At 63.2% G+C, this 19,481-nt stretch carries 15 protein-coding genes; 14 read left to right on the top strand and 1 reads right to left on the bottom strand.

Annotated features, from left to right (window positions below; genetic code table 11):
• The first annotated feature begins 2 nt into the window (after positions 1 to 2).
• The 9 genes from IAG41_RS03150 (at position 3) to IAG41_RS03110 (ending at position 9,094) form a co-directional block, all read left to right on the top strand.
• Positions 3 to 443 carry a glycosyltransferase gene (locus tag IAG41_RS03150; protein WP_187727108.1) on the top strand — a complete coding sequence of 147 codons (441 nt, stop codon included), beginning with the start codon at positions 3 to 5 and terminating at the stop codon, positions 441 to 443.
• A complete protein-coding gene (locus IAG41_RS03145) occupies positions 440 to 1,669 on the top strand; it encodes a glycosyltransferase (RefSeq protein WP_187727107.1) in 1,230 nt (409 codons plus the stop codon). Before IAG41_RS03150 ends, IAG41_RS03145 begins: the two co-directional genes overlap by 4 nt.
• A complete protein-coding gene (locus IAG41_RS03140; RefSeq protein ID WP_187727106.1) occupies positions 1,666 to 3,432 on the top strand; it encodes a sugar transferase in 1,767 nt (588 codons plus the stop codon). The genes IAG41_RS03145 and IAG41_RS03140 overlap by 4 nt, the downstream gene beginning before the upstream one ends.
• The gene (locus IAG41_RS03135) at positions 3,404 to 4,312 is read left to right on the top strand and encodes a methionyl-tRNA formyltransferase (protein ID WP_187727105.1); all 909 of its coding nucleotides are present in this window, start codon (positions 3,404 to 3,406) and stop codon (positions 4,310 to 4,312) included. Before IAG41_RS03140 ends, IAG41_RS03135 begins: the two co-directional genes overlap by 29 nt.
• A 3-nt stretch (positions 4,313 to 4,315) precedes the next feature.
• Positions 4,316 to 5,002 (top strand): PIG-L deacetylase family protein, encoded by a 687-nt coding sequence (locus IAG41_RS03130; protein ID WP_187727104.1) that lies wholly within the window; start codon positions 4,316 to 4,318, stop codon positions 5,000 to 5,002.
• Between the two features lies 1 nt (position 5,003).
• Positions 5,004 to 6,032, top strand: a complete 1,029-nt coding sequence (locus IAG41_RS03125; protein ID WP_262408431.1) for an ATP-grasp domain-containing protein — start codon at positions 5,004 to 5,006, stop codon at positions 6,030 to 6,032.
• On the top strand, positions 6,029 to 6,730 hold the full coding sequence (locus IAG41_RS03120) for an HAD family hydrolase (RefSeq protein ID WP_187727103.1): 702 nt from the start codon (positions 6,029 to 6,031) through the stop codon (positions 6,728 to 6,730). The genes IAG41_RS03125 and IAG41_RS03120 overlap by 4 nt, the downstream gene beginning before the upstream one ends.
• Positions 6,731 to 6,732: 2 nt before the next feature.
• Positions 6,733 to 7,821, top strand: a complete 1,089-nt coding sequence (locus IAG41_RS03115; RefSeq protein WP_187727102.1) for a glycosyltransferase family 4 protein — start codon at positions 6,733 to 6,735, stop codon at positions 7,819 to 7,821.
• A 589-nt stretch (positions 7,822 to 8,410) separates the two neighbouring features.
• Entirely contained in the window at positions 8,411 to 9,094 is a 684-nt protein-coding gene (locus tag IAG41_RS03110; protein ID WP_187727101.1) for a LuxR C-terminal-related transcriptional regulator, read from the top strand.
• On the opposite strand, the gene IAG41_RS03105 is transcribed toward IAG41_RS03110, so the two are convergent.
• Positions 9,042 to 10,562 carry a lipopolysaccharide biosynthesis protein gene (locus tag IAG41_RS03105; protein WP_187727100.1) on the bottom strand — a complete coding sequence of 507 codons (1,521 nt, stop codon included), beginning with the start codon at positions 10,560 to 10,562 and terminating at the stop codon, positions 9,042 to 9,044. The genes IAG41_RS03110 and IAG41_RS03105 overlap by 53 nt on opposite strands.
• 24 nt (positions 10,563 to 10,586) lie before the next feature.
• Here IAG41_RS03105 and IAG41_RS03100 point away from each other — a divergent pair, with 24 nt between their 5' ends.
• From IAG41_RS03100 to cysN, 5 genes are all read left to right on the top strand, one after another.
• On the top strand, positions 10,587 to 12,926 hold the full coding sequence (locus tag IAG41_RS03100) for a GumC family protein (protein WP_187727099.1): 2,340 nt from the start codon (positions 10,587 to 10,589) through the stop codon (positions 12,924 to 12,926).
• 226 nt (positions 12,927 to 13,152) lie between these two features.
• Positions 13,153 to 13,749 carry a DNA-binding response regulator gene (locus tag IAG41_RS03095; RefSeq protein ID WP_222950464.1) on the top strand — a complete coding sequence of 199 codons (597 nt, stop codon included), beginning with the start codon at positions 13,153 to 13,155 and terminating at the stop codon, positions 13,747 to 13,749.
• A 233-nt stretch (positions 13,750 to 13,982) separates the two neighbouring features.
• Positions 13,983 to 16,406 carry a hypothetical protein gene (locus IAG41_RS03090; protein ID WP_187727097.1) on the top strand — a complete coding sequence of 808 codons (2,424 nt, stop codon included), beginning with the start codon at positions 13,983 to 13,985 and terminating at the stop codon, positions 16,404 to 16,406.
• A 176-nt stretch (positions 16,407 to 16,582) separates the two neighbouring features.
• Positions 16,583 to 17,485, top strand: coding sequence for a sulfate adenylyltransferase subunit CysD (gene cysD, locus IAG41_RS03085; RefSeq protein ID WP_187727096.1), 903 nt, complete (start codon positions 16,583 to 16,585; stop codon positions 17,483 to 17,485).
• Complete coding sequence (cysN, locus tag IAG41_RS03080; protein ID WP_187727095.1) at positions 17,485 to 19,434, top strand: sulfate adenylyltransferase subunit CysN; 1,950 nt, start codon at positions 17,485 to 17,487, stop codon at positions 19,432 to 19,434. The genes cysD and cysN overlap by 1 nt, the downstream gene beginning before the upstream one ends.
• The last annotated feature ends 47 nt before the right edge of the window (positions 19,435 to 19,481 follow it).

Raw genomic sequence — 19,481 nt, 5'->3', positions numbered from 1 at the left:
GGGTGCTGTTCGCCGCCTCCTACCAATGGACCGCAACGCCCGGCCAGCCAAGCGGACCCGCGCGTCTCACCGGGGCGCGCCACATCTGGCACCGTCGCGGCAACCCCCGTGCGAGAGGGTTGCGGTACCTCGCACCGTTCCCGGCGCACCGTATGATCTGCGTTTCCCGTTTTGCCACGCCGTCACCCGGCTTTCTTTCCGCAAACCGGAAAAGCTCGGTCGTGTTCAGCCCGTTCGATACCGCGCTCCGAGACACCGAAACCGGCATCCCGGCGCCGCCGGACCAGCCCGCGGAATTTGCGGCGCGGATCGAGCAATTGATGCGCGACAGCGGCCACGTTCATTCGATGCCGAAGCGTGCACGGGACGAGGCGCGCGCGCGCTTCGGCATCTACCGTCATGTTCAGGCAATCGCCGCCATCTACCGCGAGAGCCTGGCATGAAGATGCTGCACGCCACGCGTCCGCCGATCGCGGTCGAGCATATCACGACCAGCCTCGACATGGGCGGCGCGCAGGCGATGCTGGTCAAGCTCATCGAGGCCGGCGCGGGCTGCGATCGCAATGCTTCCAGCGTGATGTCGCTGATGCGGCCGGGCGTCATGCTGCCCGCGCTGCGCGAGGCCGGATGCCCGGTCTATTCCTTGAACATGCGGCGCGGGCTGGTTGGGCCGCTCGGGGTGGTTCGATTGCTGCGCGTCACCGCTCGGGTAAGCCCGGACGTGATCCAGGGATGGATGTATCACGGCAATTTCGCCGCAAGCGTCGCCGGCTTTGCCCAGGGACCGCACGTGCCGGTAGTCTGGAACGTCCGCCATTCCCTCAGCGACCCCCTGCTAGAGACACGAACGACCCGGCGTCTTCTGGCCCTGAGCGCGCGCATGTCGCGCTCCGTCGCGGCGATTATCTACAACTCCCAAGCGGCGGCTCGCGAGCATGAAGCGATCGGCTTTGCGAGCGGTCGTGCGACCTACATCCCCAATGGGTTCGACTGCGATCACTACCGGCCCGACCGGGATCGGCGCGCCTATTTGCGGACGCTGTTCGGCATCCCCGAAGATGCCATCGTCGTCGCGCTCGTCGCGCGCCTTCACCCGATGAAGGACCACGCGATGCTTGTCGGCGCCGTCGCCCGTGCACGCGCCGCCGGGTGCAAACTGCATCTGCTGATGGTGGGCACGGGTCTGGACAATCCTCCACCAGCGCTTGCCAAGCTTATCGCCGAGTCTCTGCCGGAGGACTGCGTGACGCTGGCAAGTGAGCGTACCGACGTCGCCGATTGGCTGCCGGGCATCGACATCCTCGCCTTGTCGTCGGCATGGGGCGAGGCCTTTCCCAACATCCTCGGCGAGGCGATGGCCTGTGGCATTCCCTGCGTCGCTACCGATATCGGCGATTGCAGGTCGATCCTTGGCGAAACCGGGCTGACTGTGCCCGCGCGCAACGTTGAAGCGATGGCCGCGGCCCTGGGCCTAATCACGGCACTCGGTGAAGCCGGACGGGCGAGCATGGGTGCCGCCGCGCGGGAACGCGTCGTTACCCTGTTCGAGCTTCGTCAGGTCGTGCTGCAATATCGTCGCCTGTACGCCGCCGTGCTCGATCAGACATTCGCACCGACCATAGACCGGAGCGGACCCGATGTGCGCGGCGCGGGGGCCCGGCCGGCATGAAGGTCATCATCCTCGCCAGCCTCTCCTATTCACTGATCAATTTCCGGGGGGCGCTGATCTCCGCCATCATCGCGGAGGGACATGAGGTCGTCGCGTGCGCGCCCGACGACGATCCGGAAACCGCCGCCGCGCTTTCGGCGATGGGCGCGCGATATCGCCGGATTCCAATGGACCGTACCGGCGTCAACCCGCTCCGGGATCTCGCCACCCTGCGCCGCCTGGTTCGTCTGATCCGAACCGAGGTGCCGGAGGTGGTCCTCGCTTATACCCAGAAGCCGATCATCTATGGCGGGCTGGCGACCAGGATCGCGGGCGGACAGGCGCGTTTCCACGCGATGGTAAGCGGCCTGGGCCATGTCTACAGCGACATCCCCGGTCTGCGCCACGCTCTGCTGCGCCGCCTGGTTTCGCTGCTCTACCGCATCGCCATCGCGCGTGCGTCGGCGGTCATCGTGTTCAACCGGGACGACGATGCCGAGATGCGCCGCCATGATATCCTGCGGCCGAACCACAATGTGGTGCAGGTCGCCGGCTCCGGCGTCGACATCGCCAGGTTCAGCCCCTCCCCCGCAACCGGCGGCCCGCCGGCCTTCCTGATGATCGCGCGGCTGATGCGCGATAAGGGCCTGCTCGAATTCGTCGAGGCCGCGAGACTGGTGCGCGCGCGCTTCCCGGATTCCCGCTTCCGCATCCTCGGACCGCTCGATACCAATCCGACGGGCATCACGCTCGCCGAGATCCGCGACTGGGAGGCCGTGGGTGACATCGAGTATCTCGGCGAAACGCGAAACGTCCTGCCGCACCTCGCAGACGCCAGCGTGTTCGTATTGCCGACCTATTATCGTGAAGGCCTGCCGCGGACGATCCTCGAGGCGATGGCGTGCGGCAATCCCGTGATCACGACCGACACTCCGGGCTGCAGGGATGCCGTTACGCACGGTCGGGACGGATTTCTCGTACCACCCCGCGATGCACCGGCGCTGGCCGAGGCGATGGTTCGCTTCATTGAAAGCCCCGAGCTTACCACCCGAATGGGCGGCCGCGCGCGGGAAACGGCATGCCGGCGCTTCGACGTCACCCTGGTCAATGCGCACCTCCTCGCCGTAATGGGACTGGACAAGGACAGGGACGGCCCCAGAACTAATCGACCGCGCCGCGCAATCGGCGATTTCGCGCCGTTGCAGGTCTCTATCGCCGCCCTGGCCGCGCTGGGGACGCTGCCTCTCATGGCGATCGTCGCGGTGGTCGTGCTGTCGACATTGGGCACGCCGATCCTGTTCAGGCAGCACCGGGCAGGCGCCGGGGGGCGCGTCTTCGTGCTGGCAAAATTTCGCACCATGCGGACTGCGAACGATATCGAGGGGCGACCACTGCCTGACGCGGCGCGCCTCACCGCCACCAGTCGCGTGCTTCGCCGCGCGCGGCTGGACGAATTGCCTGGCCTCTGGAACGTCATCCGGGGCCAGATGAACCTTGTCGGCCCGCGGCCTTTGCTGCCGGAAACCGTGGTTGACCTGGGCGAAGGCGGCACGGCGCGGGGCAAGGTCAAACCCGGGCTCACTGGGTGGGCGCAAGTCAACGGGAACGCGCTCCTGAGCGACAAGGACAAGCTCGCGCTCGACCTCTGGTACATCGAACATCGCAGCGTCCGGCTGGATCTCGAGATCCTGGTCCGGACTGTGGCGATGCTGGTCGGCGGTGAGCGCATCAACACTCTCAATATCGAGCGGGGCTATGCGGGCACTCTTGATCGGCGCCGTTGAGAGCACCCGGATCGCGGCAGACGCGATCTCGTGCTCGCCGGGCTGGACCCTGGCGGCGATCGCAACATTGCCGCCGCATCTCGCACACCGGCATTCGGATTTCGTCGATCTTACCGAACCGGCGGCTGTTGCGAAGGCCCCGCTCCTGTACGTGCCCAATATCAACAGCGACGAGTTCCTGTCGCAGATGAACGCGCTCGCCCCCGACATCACCTTCGTGATCGGCTGGTCGCAATTGTGCGGCGACGCCTTTCGCAATGCCGCGCGAGGGTGGGTCCTGGGCTACCATCCGGCGGCGTTGCCCCGGCTGCGAGGCCGGGGCGTCATCCCTTGGACCATCCTGCTCGACGAGAAGATCACGGCGTCGACGCTCTTCTGGATCGACGAAGGAACGGACAGCGGGCCCATCGTGGCGCAGCGGTACATGCACGTCGCGCCCGATGAGACAGCCGGCTCGCTTTACGCCAAGCACATGGCAGCGCTGGGCGATCTGCTGGTCGACACCCTGCCGAGGCTATTCGCCGGCGATCGCGCGGGCGAGCCGCAGGACGAGATTTTCGCGACCTGGGCCGCGCGCCGACGACCGGACGATGGCAGGATCGACTGGACTCGTACGGCGGCGGACGTGGAACGGCTGGTCCGCGCGGTCGGGCGCCCCTATCCGGGCGCCTTTGCCGGCGACGGCGATCGGCGCGTGACGATCTGGTCGGCCGAACGACAGGAAAACCGAGCCAGCCACCATGCGCTGCCCGGCCAAGTAATCGGGCGCGCGGACGACAGCTTTGTCGTCCACTGCGGTGATGAAGCGTCCATTTTCGTGTCTGACTTTGCAGCGCCCGGCGGTAAGCCCCCGCCCCTGCACAGCATGGTTGGAGCCTGATCGATGGACGGCTTCCCTCGCGCCGCCGGACGCGTCCTGGTCATCGCGCCGCATCCCGATGACGAGGTTCTGGGTTGCGGCGGCACCATGGCGCGACTCGCCGAGATGGGCTCCAGCGTCGAGGTCGCGATCGTGACCGAAGGCAAACCGCCGAGATACGATCGGGACGGGGTCGAGAAAGTGCGCGCCGAAGCTGCCGCGGCACACGCGCTGCTCGGTGTCCGCTCCACCCATTATCTTGATCTCCCCGCGGCTGAGCTCGACGGCATTCGGCATGCCGATCTCAACGCGGCGATGGGCGCCCTGATCGACGCGACGATGCCCGATACGATCTTCGTGCCGTTCGTCGGCGATATCCATCTCGACCACCAATTGGTGTTCCGCTCCGCGATGGTCGCCGCACGGCCGCGTCAGGCGACCTACCCACGCACAATCCTCGCGTACGAGACCCTGTCGGAAACGAACTGGTCTGCGCCCTATATCGAGCCGATTTTCGCGCCGACCCTCTATGTCGATATCGCGTCGACGCTGGATCGCAAGCTGGCGGCTTTCATCGCCTATGAATCGCAGTGTTGCGTCTTTCCGAACGAGCGATCGCCCGAGGCGATCCGCGCGCTGGCCGCGCTGCGCGGTGCGACGGTTCACCGTCACGCGGCCGAGGCTTTCGTATTGGTGCGGGAGGTAATCTGACATGCTGACACAGATCGGAATCCACGACTTGGCAATCGACCGGACGAAAGCATCCGGCGAACAAAAGCACCTGACCATGCTCGTCACATCGGCCGGGCGGCGCGTCGCCTTGCTGCAGGCGTTTCGCCGCGGCGCCGAAGCGCTGGGTGTCGAGCTCGACCTGCTGGCGTGCGATCTGGAACCCGAACTGAGCGCGGCGTGCCATGTCGCCGATGCCGCGTTTGCTGTTCCACCCGTGACCGATGACAATTATGTGGAAGCGATCCTGGCGATATGCCGCGACAGCAACGTCCAGCTCATCGTACCGACAATCGATCCCGAACTCGCACCGCTCGCCAGCGCGCATGATCGATTCGCTGCGCTGGGCGCCCACGTCTCTGCCAGCGCGCCGGCCGTGATCGACATCGCGCGCGACAAGCTTAAAACCGCCGGATTCTTTGCCGCGCACGACATACCGACCCCACGCACCGCGACATTGGCGGAAGTTCGAGACAACCCTGAAAGCTGGATTTGGCCCGTGCTTCTCAAGCCGCGCCACGGGAGCTCCGGGCGATCGGTGTCGATCGTCGAGAGCCCGGCCGGCCTACCGTTGCACGAGGACGAACCCATGATCGTCCAGGCGCTGCTGCGCGGCGAGGAATGGACCGTCAACATCTATATCGACGATGCGGGTCGCCTACGGGCGGTCGTGCCGCATCGCCGGATCAAGGTCCGCGCCGGTGAAGTCGAGAAAGGCGTGACACGCCGTGCACCGCGCCTGATCGAGATCGGCGAGCGGATCGCCGCCAGTCTTCCCGGCGCCCGCGGTGTCCTTTGCTATCAAGCGATGGTCTCTCCCGACGGGGAGGCGAATGTTTTCGAAATCAATGCGCGCTTCGGTGGCGGATACCCATTGGCCGACCATGCCGGCGCGGCCTTTGCCCGTTGGCTGATCGAGGCTCGGCTGGGCATGCCGAGCAGCGCCGGCAACGATTGGGCAGAGGACGTTGTCATGCTTCGCTACGATGCTGCGGTGTTCGTCCAGCCATGACCATCGCGATCGTCCTGGATCTCGACGATACTCTCTACCTTGAAGAAACCTATGTCCGTAGCGGCATTGCCTGGATATCGAACTGGCTTGAGCAGAAGACAGGCCTCGCAGGTTTTCAGGCCGAGGCCGAGGCCCTTCGCGAGATCGGCGTACGCGACCGCCTGTTCGATCGGACTCTGGTTCGTCTCGGCATCGTGCCTGATCCGGCCTTTGTCGGTATCCTGGTCGCGAAATACAGGTCACATCCCCCGTCGATCGCACTCGCCGCCGACGCCGAGGCATTTCTGGCTGCCGACCATGGCTTTGCGCTTGCACTCATCACCGATGGATATGCCGTTGCCCAGCGAGCCAAGATCGCGGCCCTCGGGCTCGACCGCTTCGCGATTCACCCGATGATCTGCACCGACGAATGGGGCGCTGACTATTGGAAACCGCATATCCGGGCCTTTGAGGCGGTCGAAGCGTATCGCCCGGGCGGGTGCGATGCTTTCGTCTATGTTGCGGACAATCCCGCGAAGGACTTTCTCGCGCCGCGCAAGCTTGGCTGGCGAACTGTCCAGATTGATCGGCCGGGGGCGATCCATCCTCGCCTTCACCCTATCGCCAGCCACCATGCCGACGCGCGCATCCGTTCTTTCGACGAACTCACCTGGTCGCTTGTCGAACAACTGCCCTGCCGTGCGAGAATGGCCGGATAAAAGTGCGTATTGCCTTCATTCTTGCGGCATTGGACGCAGGTGGCGCAGAGCGGATCATTGATCTCTTGTCGCGCGCCGCCGTGGCGGAGGGTTGGGACGTAACGATCGTCACGTTCGACCGGCCGAGCGACAGGATCTTCCATCGATATGATGAGCAGGTCCACTTGCGGCGGCTCGCCCTGCCGATCGCCGCGAAAAGATCGGCGCGCCTGCTCTCGATGATCCGGCGCGTCTGGGCGCTGCGCAGGCTCCTGCGCGAGGAACGCTTCGACGTCGCCGTGTCGTTTTTGACGAAGATCAACGCGCTTGCGCTGCTCGCCGGGATCGGCAGCGGAACGCCGATAATCGTCTCGGAGCGCAACAACCCGCTTCGACAGCGGTCGAATGCCATCTGGAGGATCCTGCTGCATCGACTGTATCCAACCGCCGCCGCGATCGTCATGCAGACCGAACGCAGCAAGATCTGCCTTCCGTATACGCAACGCGCTCGGGCTATAGTTATTCCCAATCCCATGCTCGCCCCGTCAGCCGAACCGCGTTCTCCAGCGCCGCCCACGATGATCGCGGTGGGGCGCCTGAACGAACAGAAGGGTTTCGACCTGTTGCTGGACGCCTTTGCCGGGATCGCCGACAAGGTGCCTGATTGGCGCTTGGTGATTTTCGGAGAGGGGCCGGAGCGCGCTTCACTGGAACGTCAGGTTCGCCAGCTTGGCCTGGCTGGTCGCGCTTTTCTGCCTGGGGCGAGCGCCACGCCGGGTGCATGGATAACCGCCTGCGACATATTCGTGTTGTCGTCCCGCTATGAGGGTTTCCCAAACGTCCTTGCGGAAGCGATGGGTTCGGGCCTGGCCGTCGTCGCGTTCGATTGTGACTACGGCCCCGGCGAGATGATTACCGACAATGTCGACGGGCTACTCGTTCCGCCCGAGAACATTGACTCGCTCGCCGCGGCCATGTTGCGCCTCGCGACCGACAAAAATCTTTGCCAACGCCTGGGTGCCGCGGCCGCAGCGGGAGCGTACCGTTTCGATTTACAGCGGGTAAACAAGAGTTGGATTGATCTGATTATGAAATGCACCGGCCCGCAGTGAACCAGCCACCGACATCTGCCCAGACGCGACCTTGGGCTTGTCGAGCAGGTCGATGACCTGATTCGCAGCGACACCGCCCTCAGGCTTTCGAGACGGCATGCATCGCTATCACAACGGGATCTGTTCTAGCGGCCTGCTCTTGCCGTTTAGCTTTGCCCGAACGCCTCTAATACCAACCGGTGCGATCGAATCTCAAACGCGCCTGCGGTTCCACTGGTTCGGCGGACAGACCTTCCAACCGGCGCCGATTTGACCAAATGAAGTGCGCTGTTGTGAAAACCTCTCGATATGCAATTCTTGAATCGGCACTTTTCGTTATTCCACCCAATATTTCATAATTAACACATGTTAAGTTTTGGAAAGATTGCAGTTTCATTCTTCGTATGCCGCAAGACATAACCAATTCTTATTTGCCCGTTTGGACAGGTGCATGCTACCCCTACTGTGGATTGCTCGGAGTTATTTCTGCACTTTGGCAATTATAACTATAGCTTTTTTGATCCAAATCGGACACATTGGGTAATGAACACAGGGCCGGAATCAAAATCAAAAAAAAGGAGTCGCATTCCTAACAAAACGGGGTGTCGATATGTCAGACTTGATGCATGTTTCGATCTTGGGGAAGAGTGAGATCATCCGCGAGGGGTTGAGGCGAATCCTGATCGATCAGGGTTTCGTAGTGGACGCAGCGGAATCGAACTACTGCGACTTCGGGCAGTTGGATTGCGATGTCATCATCGTAGACACGCACTCTCTAGACGATGGTCTTCAATCCTGCCGCGAGCTGCGCGAACGCTACCCCAACAGCCGCATCGTGCTGATGATGGATCAATATTATATCGAGGATGTGGCGCACGCGTTCGCATCGGGAGCGGTCGATGGCTACCTCGTCAAGGCCATATCCTGCGCGCCACTGGCCGGCGCGCTGCGCCTTATCGCAATGGGAGAAAAGGTCCTTCCATCGGAGGTCGCCGAGTCCCTGACCCATTCCATTCCGCAGATAATGTGGAGCGGGCGGGAAACCGGCCTCACCGGCCTTCCGCTGTCGAACCGCGAGATCGAGATCTTGAGGTGTCTGCTCGATGGGGATCCCAACAAGGTCATTTCCCGTCGCCTGGGTATCGCCGACGCGACGGTCAAGGTTCACATCAAGGCGATCCTGCGCAAGTTGCGCGTACAGAACCGCACTCAGGCGGCAATCTGGGCAGCAAACCGCGGGCTCACCTTGTCGACGGCGACGGATCCAGTGCAGCTCGTCGCAGCGAGCGCGTAAACAGGATAGCGGATGCCGGTAGCCAGATCGCATTGAAAGCGATGTGCGCGAATCCGGCACCCACTACCCCCAGTCGCGGCACAGCAGTGAACAGGACGGCGTAGAAAGCGATCGCCGAGACGATCACGGCTGGCATCATCTTCGCCTGCAAGCCCATAGACGCGAGGCCGGGCCGCAATGCGCTGCCCGAAAGGAACAGCAACGCGGCGAAGGACTGAACGATCAGTGGATTCGTGGCATCCTCGAACCCCGATCCGGCGATGATACGGATGATCTGGTCCCCAGCCAGCACTATGATACCGACAAGCGCGAATCCGAACGCGACCGTCACCGCTTCGACTTGCCGGATCGTCGTTGCAAACGACGCAAGGTCGCGCCGCGCCCAGAGCCGGGCAAGGTCGGGGTAAACGACCTGTTGTGTCATCGCCCCGGCTTTGGTCGCGGCCAGCGTGAACTTGCGAACGACATGGTAGATGCCCGCGCCGGCCGGGCCGGCGATCGCCGCAACGGCCAGAAGATCGATCTCCTGCGTGCTCTTGCGCACCAGGAGGGTGCCGTTCGCAGCCAGGATGAAGCCCCAGATACCCGGGAAGCGATCACCCGGATGCGCGAGCGGCGCGGCGAGGAAGTCGCCATAGCCCTGCACCTTCAATTCACGCCAGGCCAACCAACCGAGCAGCAGACGCTGCGCGCATTGGACGACGATACCAAGGAGCAGAAGGGCCCAGATCGAGCCGTCCAGGATCCAGATCACCGCGACGCCGACGAGACGGATCGCGGCGAGGCCAGGCTCGAGCCAGGCTATGGCAGCAAAGCGGTTGAATAGCCGGAGGACCCCGATCGGGGTCGAGGAAATTCCGAAGAGCACCGCGATGCAATAGACACGCGCCATCATGCTGGTGGCCGAGTCCCAATTGAGCCAGTGTGCTGCCAGCGGAATCACGATAAACGCTACAGCCGCGGAGAGCGAAGCACCGACAATATCCATGATCACGCCGAGCTTGACGAGCGCTCGAAACCGCTCGCCATCCCGTTTCTCGAGCGCGTCGGCCCCGTATCGGATCAACGCCTGCCACGTCTCCAGCCTGACAATCTGGTCGACCATGCGGCCATAGCCTTCGATGGTCGCAAGAATGCCCAGTAGCGCGGGACCCAGCATCTGCGCGCTGAGCCCCAAGGTAATCATGCCGAGCACGACTGCCGATGCATTACCGCTGACGATATGAAAGGCGTTGCGCGCAAACCGCATCAGCGTTCCACTTCGTGGCGAGCCCCCCGGCACGGCCGCGGCGACCGACGGATCCGGCGGCATCGTGCTCATGACGACGGTCGACGGCGATTTGGGATCTTGGCAATCATGAAAGTCCTTCCGCGCTGGCCAAAGGACATGCCACTCCGCCGGTAAATCGCCGATTCCGATATCGAGATACCCCGGAAGAGGTAGCGCGGCCCATATCGCGTCATCCATCTGGTGGTAGGCAGATCCACCACGATGGACCGGAGTTCTCTCTCCCCTATCCTTCATTGCCGCTGCGACACCGAACGCCGCAGCCTACAAGCTTATCTGGGGCGTACATCACAGGATGAGCATGCGCGCCGCCACAGGATGAACAGCATGAACATGCATGAGCCCGTCCTACAGGACCATCGAGGCCTCGATTCCCGTCACGGTGACACGTCCGTCGGCACCGATTTTCTGCGCGTGCTCCGGCGCCGGTATCGCGGGCTTCTCGCGACCATGGTCCTGGTGCTGGGCATTGCGGTGATCGCGCTGCTGGTCATCGAACCCCGCTATCAGGCAACGGCGGTGATGCGGGTCGATACGGATGATCTCGACCTGAGCGGCGACGACGCGGCGACGCCGACATCCATTCGCGACCTGGAATTGCGGCGCACGCATCAGATCGAAACGCAGATCCAGCTTTTGAACTCGCGATCGGTCGCGCGCCAGGTTGTGCGCGATCTGGCGCTCTTCGACGATCCCGAATTCAATCCCAACGCCGGAAAGTCCCTGGCGAATGCGGCGAAGTCGGGGCCCGCTTCAAAATCGGCGGGAACGGGAAACAAGCCCCTCGCAGTGCCGCCCCAATTGATCGAAAAGGTCACCGACCGCCTGCAGGCGGCGGTCAAAGTCGATCAGGACGGCCAGACCAGCTTCATCAACGTCACCGCGACTTCGGCCAGCCCCGCCAAGGCTGCGCGGATCGCGAACAAGATCACGGCGTCGTACATCGACATCCAGATTACCGAGCGCCGCGCCGCGCAGCGCCGCGTGGCCGAGGCACTGAGCCGCCGCGTGGAGGAACTGCGCCAGCAACTTCTCGCCACGAACTGGTCGATCGCGTCCTATCGCAGCAAGCACAATATCGACCCCGGGCCCGGCAATGATGCCAATTCGGCCCAGATGAGCCGGCTGGCATCCGAACTCGCTGCGGCGCGGGCCGCACGCGCCGAGGCCGGCGCGCGCAGCGGTGGCTCGGGCGCGGGAGGGCTGCTAATGTCCGGCCTGCTTACGGATTTGCGTACTCAAGAGAGCGCCACCAACCAGCGCCTGGCACAGTTGTTGACTCTATACGGCCGTGCGCATCCCGATGTGCAGAAGGCCGAGGCCGAGCTCGCCCAGGTCCGTCGCGGAATCGCGGCCGAGACCGATCGGCTTCGGCAACAGTTCAGCAATGACGTCACCGCCCAGCAGGCCCGCGAATCCACCCTGTCCGGCGACCTGGGCAGTATGCGTTCGCAATCGCTCGATCGTGGCATGCTGAGCGTGCCCCTGCTCGATCTCGAGCGAGACGCGACGGCGACGCAGGCGGTCTACCTGTCGCTCCTGTCGCGACTGAAACAAACGCTGCGACAGGGCGATCTCGTCAAGGCAGACTCGACCGTCGCTTCCCTGGCGCTGATGCCGACCCAGCCCAGCTTCCCGCGCCCAGTGCCGATTCTGGGGGCAGCGCTTGCCGCAACAATGATCCTCGGTCTCATCTACGTGCTCGTTGCGGAAGCGACCGACAATCATGTGCGCACCGCCGCGCAAATCCACGCGCTCACCGGTCTTCCCACCTTCGGACTCATCCCGGAGGTTCCACAACGGAAACGAATCCCGACCGATGTCGCCGTGATCTCGCGACCCTATTCGGTCTTTGCCGAGGCGATCCGAACGATGGAAGGCAAGCTGTCTCGGCTGCTGCCGAACCCGACCGGCAACATCGTCGTCGTGACCTCTCCATTGCCCGACGATGGAAAGACGACCATTTCGATTGCGCTCGCCGCCGCTGCGGTCGCAACCTTCCGATCGGCGATCGTAGTCGATTTCGATCTGAGACGACCTGGGCTCGACGGCCTCATCGATCCGACGGGAGATGAAAAAGACCTGCTCGATTATCTTCGTGGCAACGCGACGATCGATGAAATCATCGCAGCGAGCGCGGCCTCGCCCGGTTTGAAGGCAATCTTCGTTCGCAAGCCGTGCGCGGATCCAGGCGCTGTCCTGGCCTCGCCACAAATCAAGACCCTGCTGGACGAGCTGCGTACACGCTTCGACCAGATCATCCTCATCACGCCACCCATTCTCGCAGTCGGCGATGCGCGCTCCGTATCGCGCTATGCCGATGCCGTGCTGCTGGTTCTGAGATGGGGCAAAACCACGCCGGATCTGGTGCAATCGACGCTGATGCAATTCGACGGCGATGTGACCGGGGTCGTGTTCAACCGCGTCAGCTACACCAAGCACGCACGGATGGCCGGCGGCGACGGCCTGCGATATTACAGCAAGTTCAAGGCATATTATGACATTCGCCCTGCCGGCACCTTGCCCAGCATCGCGCAGTCATGATTCCCGCCCTCGCGACCCCTCCTTTGCGTTCGCGCCCATAATGCTGATGTCCAGAACAGATCAGCCGTCGGACACCGGCAGTGGGAATATTCTCACTCTTCCCAGGCGTCGTACGAGACCGACTCCTCCGACGGGTGGCGCTGGGTCCAAGGCTCGGCTGCTCATTGTCGATCCGCGATCGCTCACCCGGGATTGCTTGGTCGCGGCGTTGAGCGATGCGTCTGACGTGGCATCGGCTATCGCGGTCGCCAATCTTGAGGAAGCCGTCGCCTTCACCGCAAAAAACCGCATCGACGCCGTCATCGTCAATCTCGCGGCCGATCCGTTCAGCGAGGCGGATTTGGCCAATATCGTGACGACGTTGTGCAGCTTGGGCGGGCTGAGCGTAGTCATCGTGCTAACGAACACGATCGATCCGCCTCATGCGGCAGCGGCCCTTCGGCAGGGCATTCGTGTATATCTTAGCAGCGACACCCCTTTCGATCGGATCATTGAGGCGATCCGCTTCGCGTGCGCTGGCTGGATAATCTATCCCGCTTTCGACTTCTCGCTTCTGACACCATACGACTCGGGCATCTTCCCCGCCTCGGAGCGCGTCACCGAATTCGTGTGTACGCCACGACAGTTGCAGGTGCTGGACGGGCTCGAACGCGGACTGACCAACAAGAGCATTGCCTTGGCGCTCGGGGTCAGCGAGCGCACCGTCAAGGCGCACGTCAAGGAGTTGATGCGCCGGCTGAAAGCCAGCAACCGGACGCAAGTAGTTGCACTCGCGTCGCACATTCCACGGGCTCGGTCGACGATTCCACCTCCCCGCTACTGAAAACGGCGCTCGGAAATAGCTTCATTGGCAATTAAGGACCTGTCCTTTCGGACATGATCTTCAGGCCGGATAGCTATTTTGGGGTATTTTCTCGATACCCGCAGCAAGGTCGCCCATCGTCGGCGGCCCGAATCCTATGAATCGGGGCGCTGTTCGGCATGCGTATGCTTGCAAGAATTACAAGATAATCATCTCGTTCCATCGGCCCCGGACGACAGATGACGAGTATTGTGATGAGTATTTTTCGCGGCCAATACAAATACATCATTGGCATTCTGGCATTGATCAGTATTGTCTTGGTGTTCGGGGCGCGCGCCGCGCCCGTCCAGCTGGGCTCGCAGGTGACGCTGACCAGCAAGCTGCGAATCATGCAGAGCGATCTTACGACTGGCGTCGGCACCCAGGAGGCCGGCGCGAAGGGCACCGTGATCGGCGGGCCAGTCAAGCAGGGCAAGAAGATCTGGTGGCTCGTCGACTTCGCAAACGGCGCGGACGGCTGGGTTTTCCAGGATGTGCTTTCGGTGGACGGCAATGTGCCGACGGTCCAGCTGACCGCCACGCCCGCCACGATCGCGCCCGGAGGGTCCGCTACCCTGACATGGTCCAGCACGAACGCCACGAGCTGCACCGCCTCGGGCAACCCGGCGTTTACCGGCGCGAAGAATATCAGCGGGACAGCGGCCGTATCGCTTACCCAAACGACCGCCTTCACCATGACGTGCGCGAGTAGCGCCGGCAGCGGTAGCGCCCAGGCGACCGTCACCGTCTCGGCGCCCAGCGCGATCAGTTTCACCGCCGAGCCTGCGGCAATCTCGGCGGGCGGCTCGAGCACATTGCGTTGGACCGCGACCGGTGCCTCGACCTGCACGGCAAGCGGCGATTCCTCCTTCACCGGAGCAAAGCCAGTCAGCGGCACCGCCGTCGTCAAGCCGACGCAGTCGACGCAATACCAGCTGAGCTGCATCATCTCCGGTGCGGCGCAGAATGCGTCGACGACGGTATCCGTCGCGCCCGTAGGCGGCGGCGCGGGCTCGGCCTTCGCCAATCCGGACGACGGCGCCATTCCCGATCGCGCGCAGCATCCGATTGCCTTCCCCACCGCGACCGGTTTCGGCAAGTTCACCAGCGTGCGCAGCCCGGATGCGGTCGTCTACAAGATCAATACGCTCGAGGATGTCGAGGCGCCAGCGGACGGCAAGATCAGCTACCGCGAATGCGCGCTCGCTCGGGCCGTGACCACCCCCTACGCCATTCCCGCCAATCGGCCGCGCTACTGCGTTTTCGATGTCGCGGGTGCGATCGTCCTGCAGTCCTCGGCTTTCATCACCGTGCCGAAGATCTACATCGCGGGACAGACCTCCCCGGGCGGCATCGAGTTCAGGCTGGGCGCCAACTACAATCCCGTTGATTCGCTGGTCGATACCCGCAAGGGCGGGAACGACATGATCCTCCGCCACGTCCGGACGCGCACCGGCCCGCATGTCGGGCGGACGTCCGAAAATGGCGATCCGATCCGGATGTCGGGCACGAACAACCAGATCCTCGATCACGTATCGACGATGTTCGGGACCGACGAGAGCCTCGACATGGCGTGCACGAACTGCACCGTGCAATGGTCGATCATCGGACCCAATATCTGTCTGAACGCGGGCCACACCTCGTCGCTGCACTGCAAGACCTTCTTCCTGAAGCCCGCCTCGTCGGTCACGGTTGCGCACAATTTGTCGCAGCATGGCGAGCAGCGCGGCCTCAACATCTCGGTCGGGATTGCCCTGCCGCCGGCGGGGAATACGGGTCAGGCCGATATCTTCAACAACGTGCTCTACGATTTTATCGCCGAGACAGGCCTGATCTCGAACCAGTTCGGCAGCGTCTATGCGAACTGGATGGGCAATGTCGCGCTCAGAGGACCCAAGTATAATGCCAGCGACGGCAACTATCTGATCGGCTTGTACAGCAACGGCGCGCAGCAGCCGTTCGGTTTCGCGATCTACTCGAACGGCAATGTCACGCCGCGGACCCGCATCGCCGGCCAGTTCGGCAGCACGATCACCGATCCCTACCTCAACAGCGCGGGGTTCATCGCACATGTCGTACCGTCGACGGTCTGCGGGGTGACGCCGGCGGGGCTTCAGGACTGCAGCCGCAACGGCTTCGCCGTGATCCAGAACACGGCCTACGTCCTGCGTCCCGGCGCGAGTGCACAGACCTTCTATCCCTGGCAGGTGACCACCGCCGAGCAGGCGATGCGGGACGTGCTCGCTTTCGCCGGTGCGGACATGTGCCGCGATGGGCCGTGCCGCGACAATGTCGACGCGATGTACATTGACGATGTGCGCACCTGTGACTCGGCCCCCTATCTGTTCGAGTCCAAATGGCCCTCCACCGTCGCCGAAGCCGGCGGCTGGGCGCAGATCACGCCGGGTGCGGCAAAGGCCGACAGCGACAATGACGGCATGCCCGACGAGTGGGAACGCCGGTTCACCAACACCAATCCGAACGTCTGGGACGCCAATGCCGACGCGGACGGCGACGGCTATCCCAATATCGAGGAATATCTGAACGCGATGGCGCGCGACGACGTGCGCTATGGCACCCAGATCGGCGGCGGCACCGGCCGGGTGCCGGCATATAATTGCGGTCGCGCGATGTATTGAGACGAAGCCAGGCGGCGCGGGACGATCCACCCGCGCCGTCCTTAGAACCGACGCTCCTCCCCGAGACTACCCCCAAGCCTCTTGGGTAGTACGCAGGAATGGCAAGCCGTCCACCGGGCAACCTGTGCCATCCTCGCACTCGCGCACCACTGGTCGGTGCCGAGTTCGGGATGTCCATGGCACGTAGCCTCACACAGATTGAGCGGCTGGAAGCCGAGAGCATCCACATCATGCGGGAGGTCGTCGCAGAGGCGCAGCGACCCGTGATGCTATATTCGGCGGGCAAGGATTCGGCAGTCATGCTGCATCTCGCGCGCAAGGCCTTTTACCCCTCCACCCCTCCCTTTCCGCTGCTGCACGTCGATACGATGTGGAAATTCCGCGACATGTATCGCATCCGCGATGCTGCGGCCGCTGACGCGGGGATGGAGCTGATCGTCCATCGCAACCCCGAAGCGCTCGCACGCGGCATCAATCCCTTCGACCACGGTGCGCTGCACACCGACATGTGGAAGACCGAGGGCCTGAAACAGGCAATCGACCAGCACCGCTTCGATGCTGCCATCTGCGGTGCGCGACGCGACGAGGAGAAATCGCGGGCCAAGGAACGCGTGTTCAGCTTCCGCACGGCCAACCATCGCTGGGATCCCAGGAAACAGCGTGCGGAATTGTGGAACCTCTACAATGTCCGGAAAGCGGAGGGTGAAACCTTCCGCGTCTTCCCGCTCTCCAACTGGACCGAGCTGGAAATATGGCAATATATCCATCTCGAGCGCATCGTGATCGCGCCGCTCTATTTCAGCGCATCCAGACCGACGGTGAAGCGGAACGGCACGATCCTGATGGTCGACGACGATCGTTTTCGCTTTGCCGCCGGAGACGAGGTTGTCGACCGGCAGATTCGGTTCCGGACGCTCGGCTGTTATCCGCTGACCGGTGCGATCGAGAGCCGCGCGACGACGCTTCCGCAGATCATCGCCGAGATGCTCGTCAGCACCGTTTCCGAACGCCATAGCCGGGTGATCGATCACGATCCCGCCGCGAGCATGGAGAAGAAGAAGGCGGAGGGGTATTTCTGATGGATGGTGACCTCCCTCCCCGGGCTTTCCCGGACGGTGACACAATCCCGCGGATCGCGCCGGAGGTCGATGTCCCCAAAAACGACGCCGATATCGAGGCCTATCTGGCCCAGCACCAGAACAAAACGCTGCTGCGCTTCATCACATGCGGGTCCGTCGACGACGGCAAATCGACCCTGATCGGTCGGCTGCTGTACGACACCAAGACGATCTTTGAGGATCAGTTGGCAACGCTTGCGGACGACTCCCGACTGACCGGCACCCGAAGCAAGGCGATCGATTTCGCCCTGCTGCTCGATGGCCTGTCGGCGGAGCGCGAGCAGGGCATCACGATCGACGTCGCCTATCGCTTCTTCGCGACCGAGCGGCGGAAATTCATCGTCGCCGATACGCCGGGCCATGAGCAATATACCCGCAACATGGTGACGGGCGCTTCGACCGCCGATCTCGCCATCATCCTTATCGATGCCCGGAAGGGCGTATTGACGCAGACGCGCCGCCACACTTGCCTCGTCCACCTGCTCGGCGTCCGCAACATCGTGCTGGCCGTGAACAAGATGGACCTTGTCGGGTTCGATCGGGCGACCTTCGACAAGATCGTGGCGGACTATCGCGACTTCGCCACCACTGCCGGAATCGAGGCGTTTACAGCGATCCCGGTATGCGCGTTAGGCGGCGACAACATCGCGACCCGATCGATGCGCTTGCCCTGGTACGACGGCCCGACGCTCCTCGATCATCTGGAAAGCGTGCCGCTCGACGCGGAAGCGGATCAGGGGCGGCCGTTCTGCATGCCCGTCCAATGGGTCAACCGCGCCAATCTCGACTTTCGCGGCTTTGCCGGACTGATTGTCAGCGGCGAGGTACGCCCTGGCGATACGGTTCGGGTGCTGCCCGCGGGGCGCACATCCTCCGTTGCGCGCATCGTGACTGCCGACGGCGATCTCGATGCGGCGGTGGCGGGCCAGGCGGTGACGCTCACCTTGACCGACGAAGTCGACTGCCCGCGCGGCGGGGCCATTTGCGCCGCGAACGATCCGCCGCAATGCGCGGATCAGTTCGAAGCGAAACTGTTCTGGATGGACGAGGCGCCGATGGTGCCCGGCCGGTCCTACTGGCTCAAATGCGGGCCCCAGCTGGTCTCGGCTACCGTGCAGCCGCCCAAATATCAGCTGAGCGTCAACACCATGGAGCATATCGCCGCGAAATCGCTGGAATTGAACGCGATCGGCGTGGCCGAAATGGCGACCGACCGGCCAATAATCTTTGCGCCCTATTCCGAGAACAAGGCTCTGGGCGGGTTCATCCTGATCGACAAGATCACCAACGCCACCATCGGCGCCGGTGTCCTCAATTTCGCCCTGCGGCGCGCGCAGAACACGCACCGCCAGCATTTCGACGTCGATCGCGAACAGCGGATGCGCCTCAAGAACCAGACGCCGATGGTGCTATGGTTCACTGGCCTCTCTGGCGCGGGAAAGTCGACGATCGCCAACAAGGTCGAGCAGCGGCTGTGCCGCATGCACCGTCACACCTTCCTGCTCGATGGCGACAATATCCGCCAGGGGCTGAACCGCGACCTGGGATTCACCGAGGTGGACCGGATCGAGAATCTGCGCCGCGTCGGCGAGGTTGCGCGCCTGATGACCGATGCCGGGCTGATCGTGATCGCGGCCTTCATCTCCCCCTTCCGCACCGAACGCGAGATGGTGCGCAACCTGATCGGCGACAGCCAGTTCGTCGAGATTTTCGTGGATACGCCCCTCGCCGTCGCAGAGGCGCGTGACGTGAAAGGGCTCTATGCCAAGGCTCGCAGCGGCGCCCTGACCAATTTCACCGGCATCGACAGCCGCTACGAAACGCCTGTCGCCCCCGATATCCGCATCGACACAACGCAGATGAACGCCGACGAGGCCGCCGAACTCATCGTCTCCAGCATTATTCCGTGATCCTGTCCCTCGCGCGGCAATAGCCGCTGGTTATTGCCGTCGAATCC

The organism is Sphingomonas sp. JC676, from assembly GCF_014489075.1.
Taxonomy (GTDB): Bacteria; Pseudomonadota; Alphaproteobacteria; order Sphingomonadales; family Sphingomonadaceae; genus Sphingomonas.
The sequence above is the reverse complement of the archived record's forward strand: the minus strand, read 5'-3'. Positions and strand labels throughout refer to the sequence as shown.

Coding starts and splice junctions, on each gene's coding strand:
- IAG41_RS03145 (WP_187727107.1), top strand. CDS start 440: ATGAAGATGCTGCACGCCACGCGTCCGCCGATCGCGGTCGAGCATATC.
- IAG41_RS03140 (WP_187727106.1), top strand. CDS start 1,666: ATGAAGGTCATCATCCTCGCCAGCCTCTCCTATTCACTGATCAATTTC.
- IAG41_RS03135 (WP_187727105.1), top strand. CDS start 3,404: ATGCGGGCACTCTTGATCGGCGCCGTTGAGAGCACCCGGATCGCGGCA.
- IAG41_RS03130 (WP_187727104.1), top strand. CDS start 4,316: ATGGACGGCTTCCCTCGCGCCGCCGGACGCGTCCTGGTCATCGCGCCG.
- IAG41_RS03125 (WP_262408431.1), top strand. CDS start 5,004: ATGCTGACACAGATCGGAATCCACGACTTGGCAATCGACCGGACGAAA.
- IAG41_RS03120 (WP_187727103.1), top strand. CDS start 6,029: ATGACCATCGCGATCGTCCTGGATCTCGACGATACTCTCTACCTTGAA.
- IAG41_RS03110 (WP_187727101.1), top strand. CDS start 8,411: ATGTCAGACTTGATGCATGTTTCGATCTTGGGGAAGAGTGAGATCATC.
- IAG41_RS03105 (WP_187727100.1), bottom strand. CDS start 10,562: ATGGATGACGCGATATGGGCCGCGCTACCTCTTCCGGGGTATCTCGAT.
- IAG41_RS03100 (WP_187727099.1), top strand. CDS start 10,587: ATGGACCGGAGTTCTCTCTCCCCTATCCTTCATTGCCGCTGCGACACC.
- IAG41_RS03090 (WP_187727097.1), top strand. CDS start 13,983: ATGAGTATTTTTCGCGGCCAATACAAATACATCATTGGCATTCTGGCA.
- cysD (WP_187727096.1), top strand. CDS start 16,583: ATGGCACGTAGCCTCACACAGATTGAGCGGCTGGAAGCCGAGAGCATC.
- cysN (WP_187727095.1), top strand. CDS start 17,485: ATGGATGGTGACCTCCCTCCCCGGGCTTTCCCGGACGGTGACACAATC.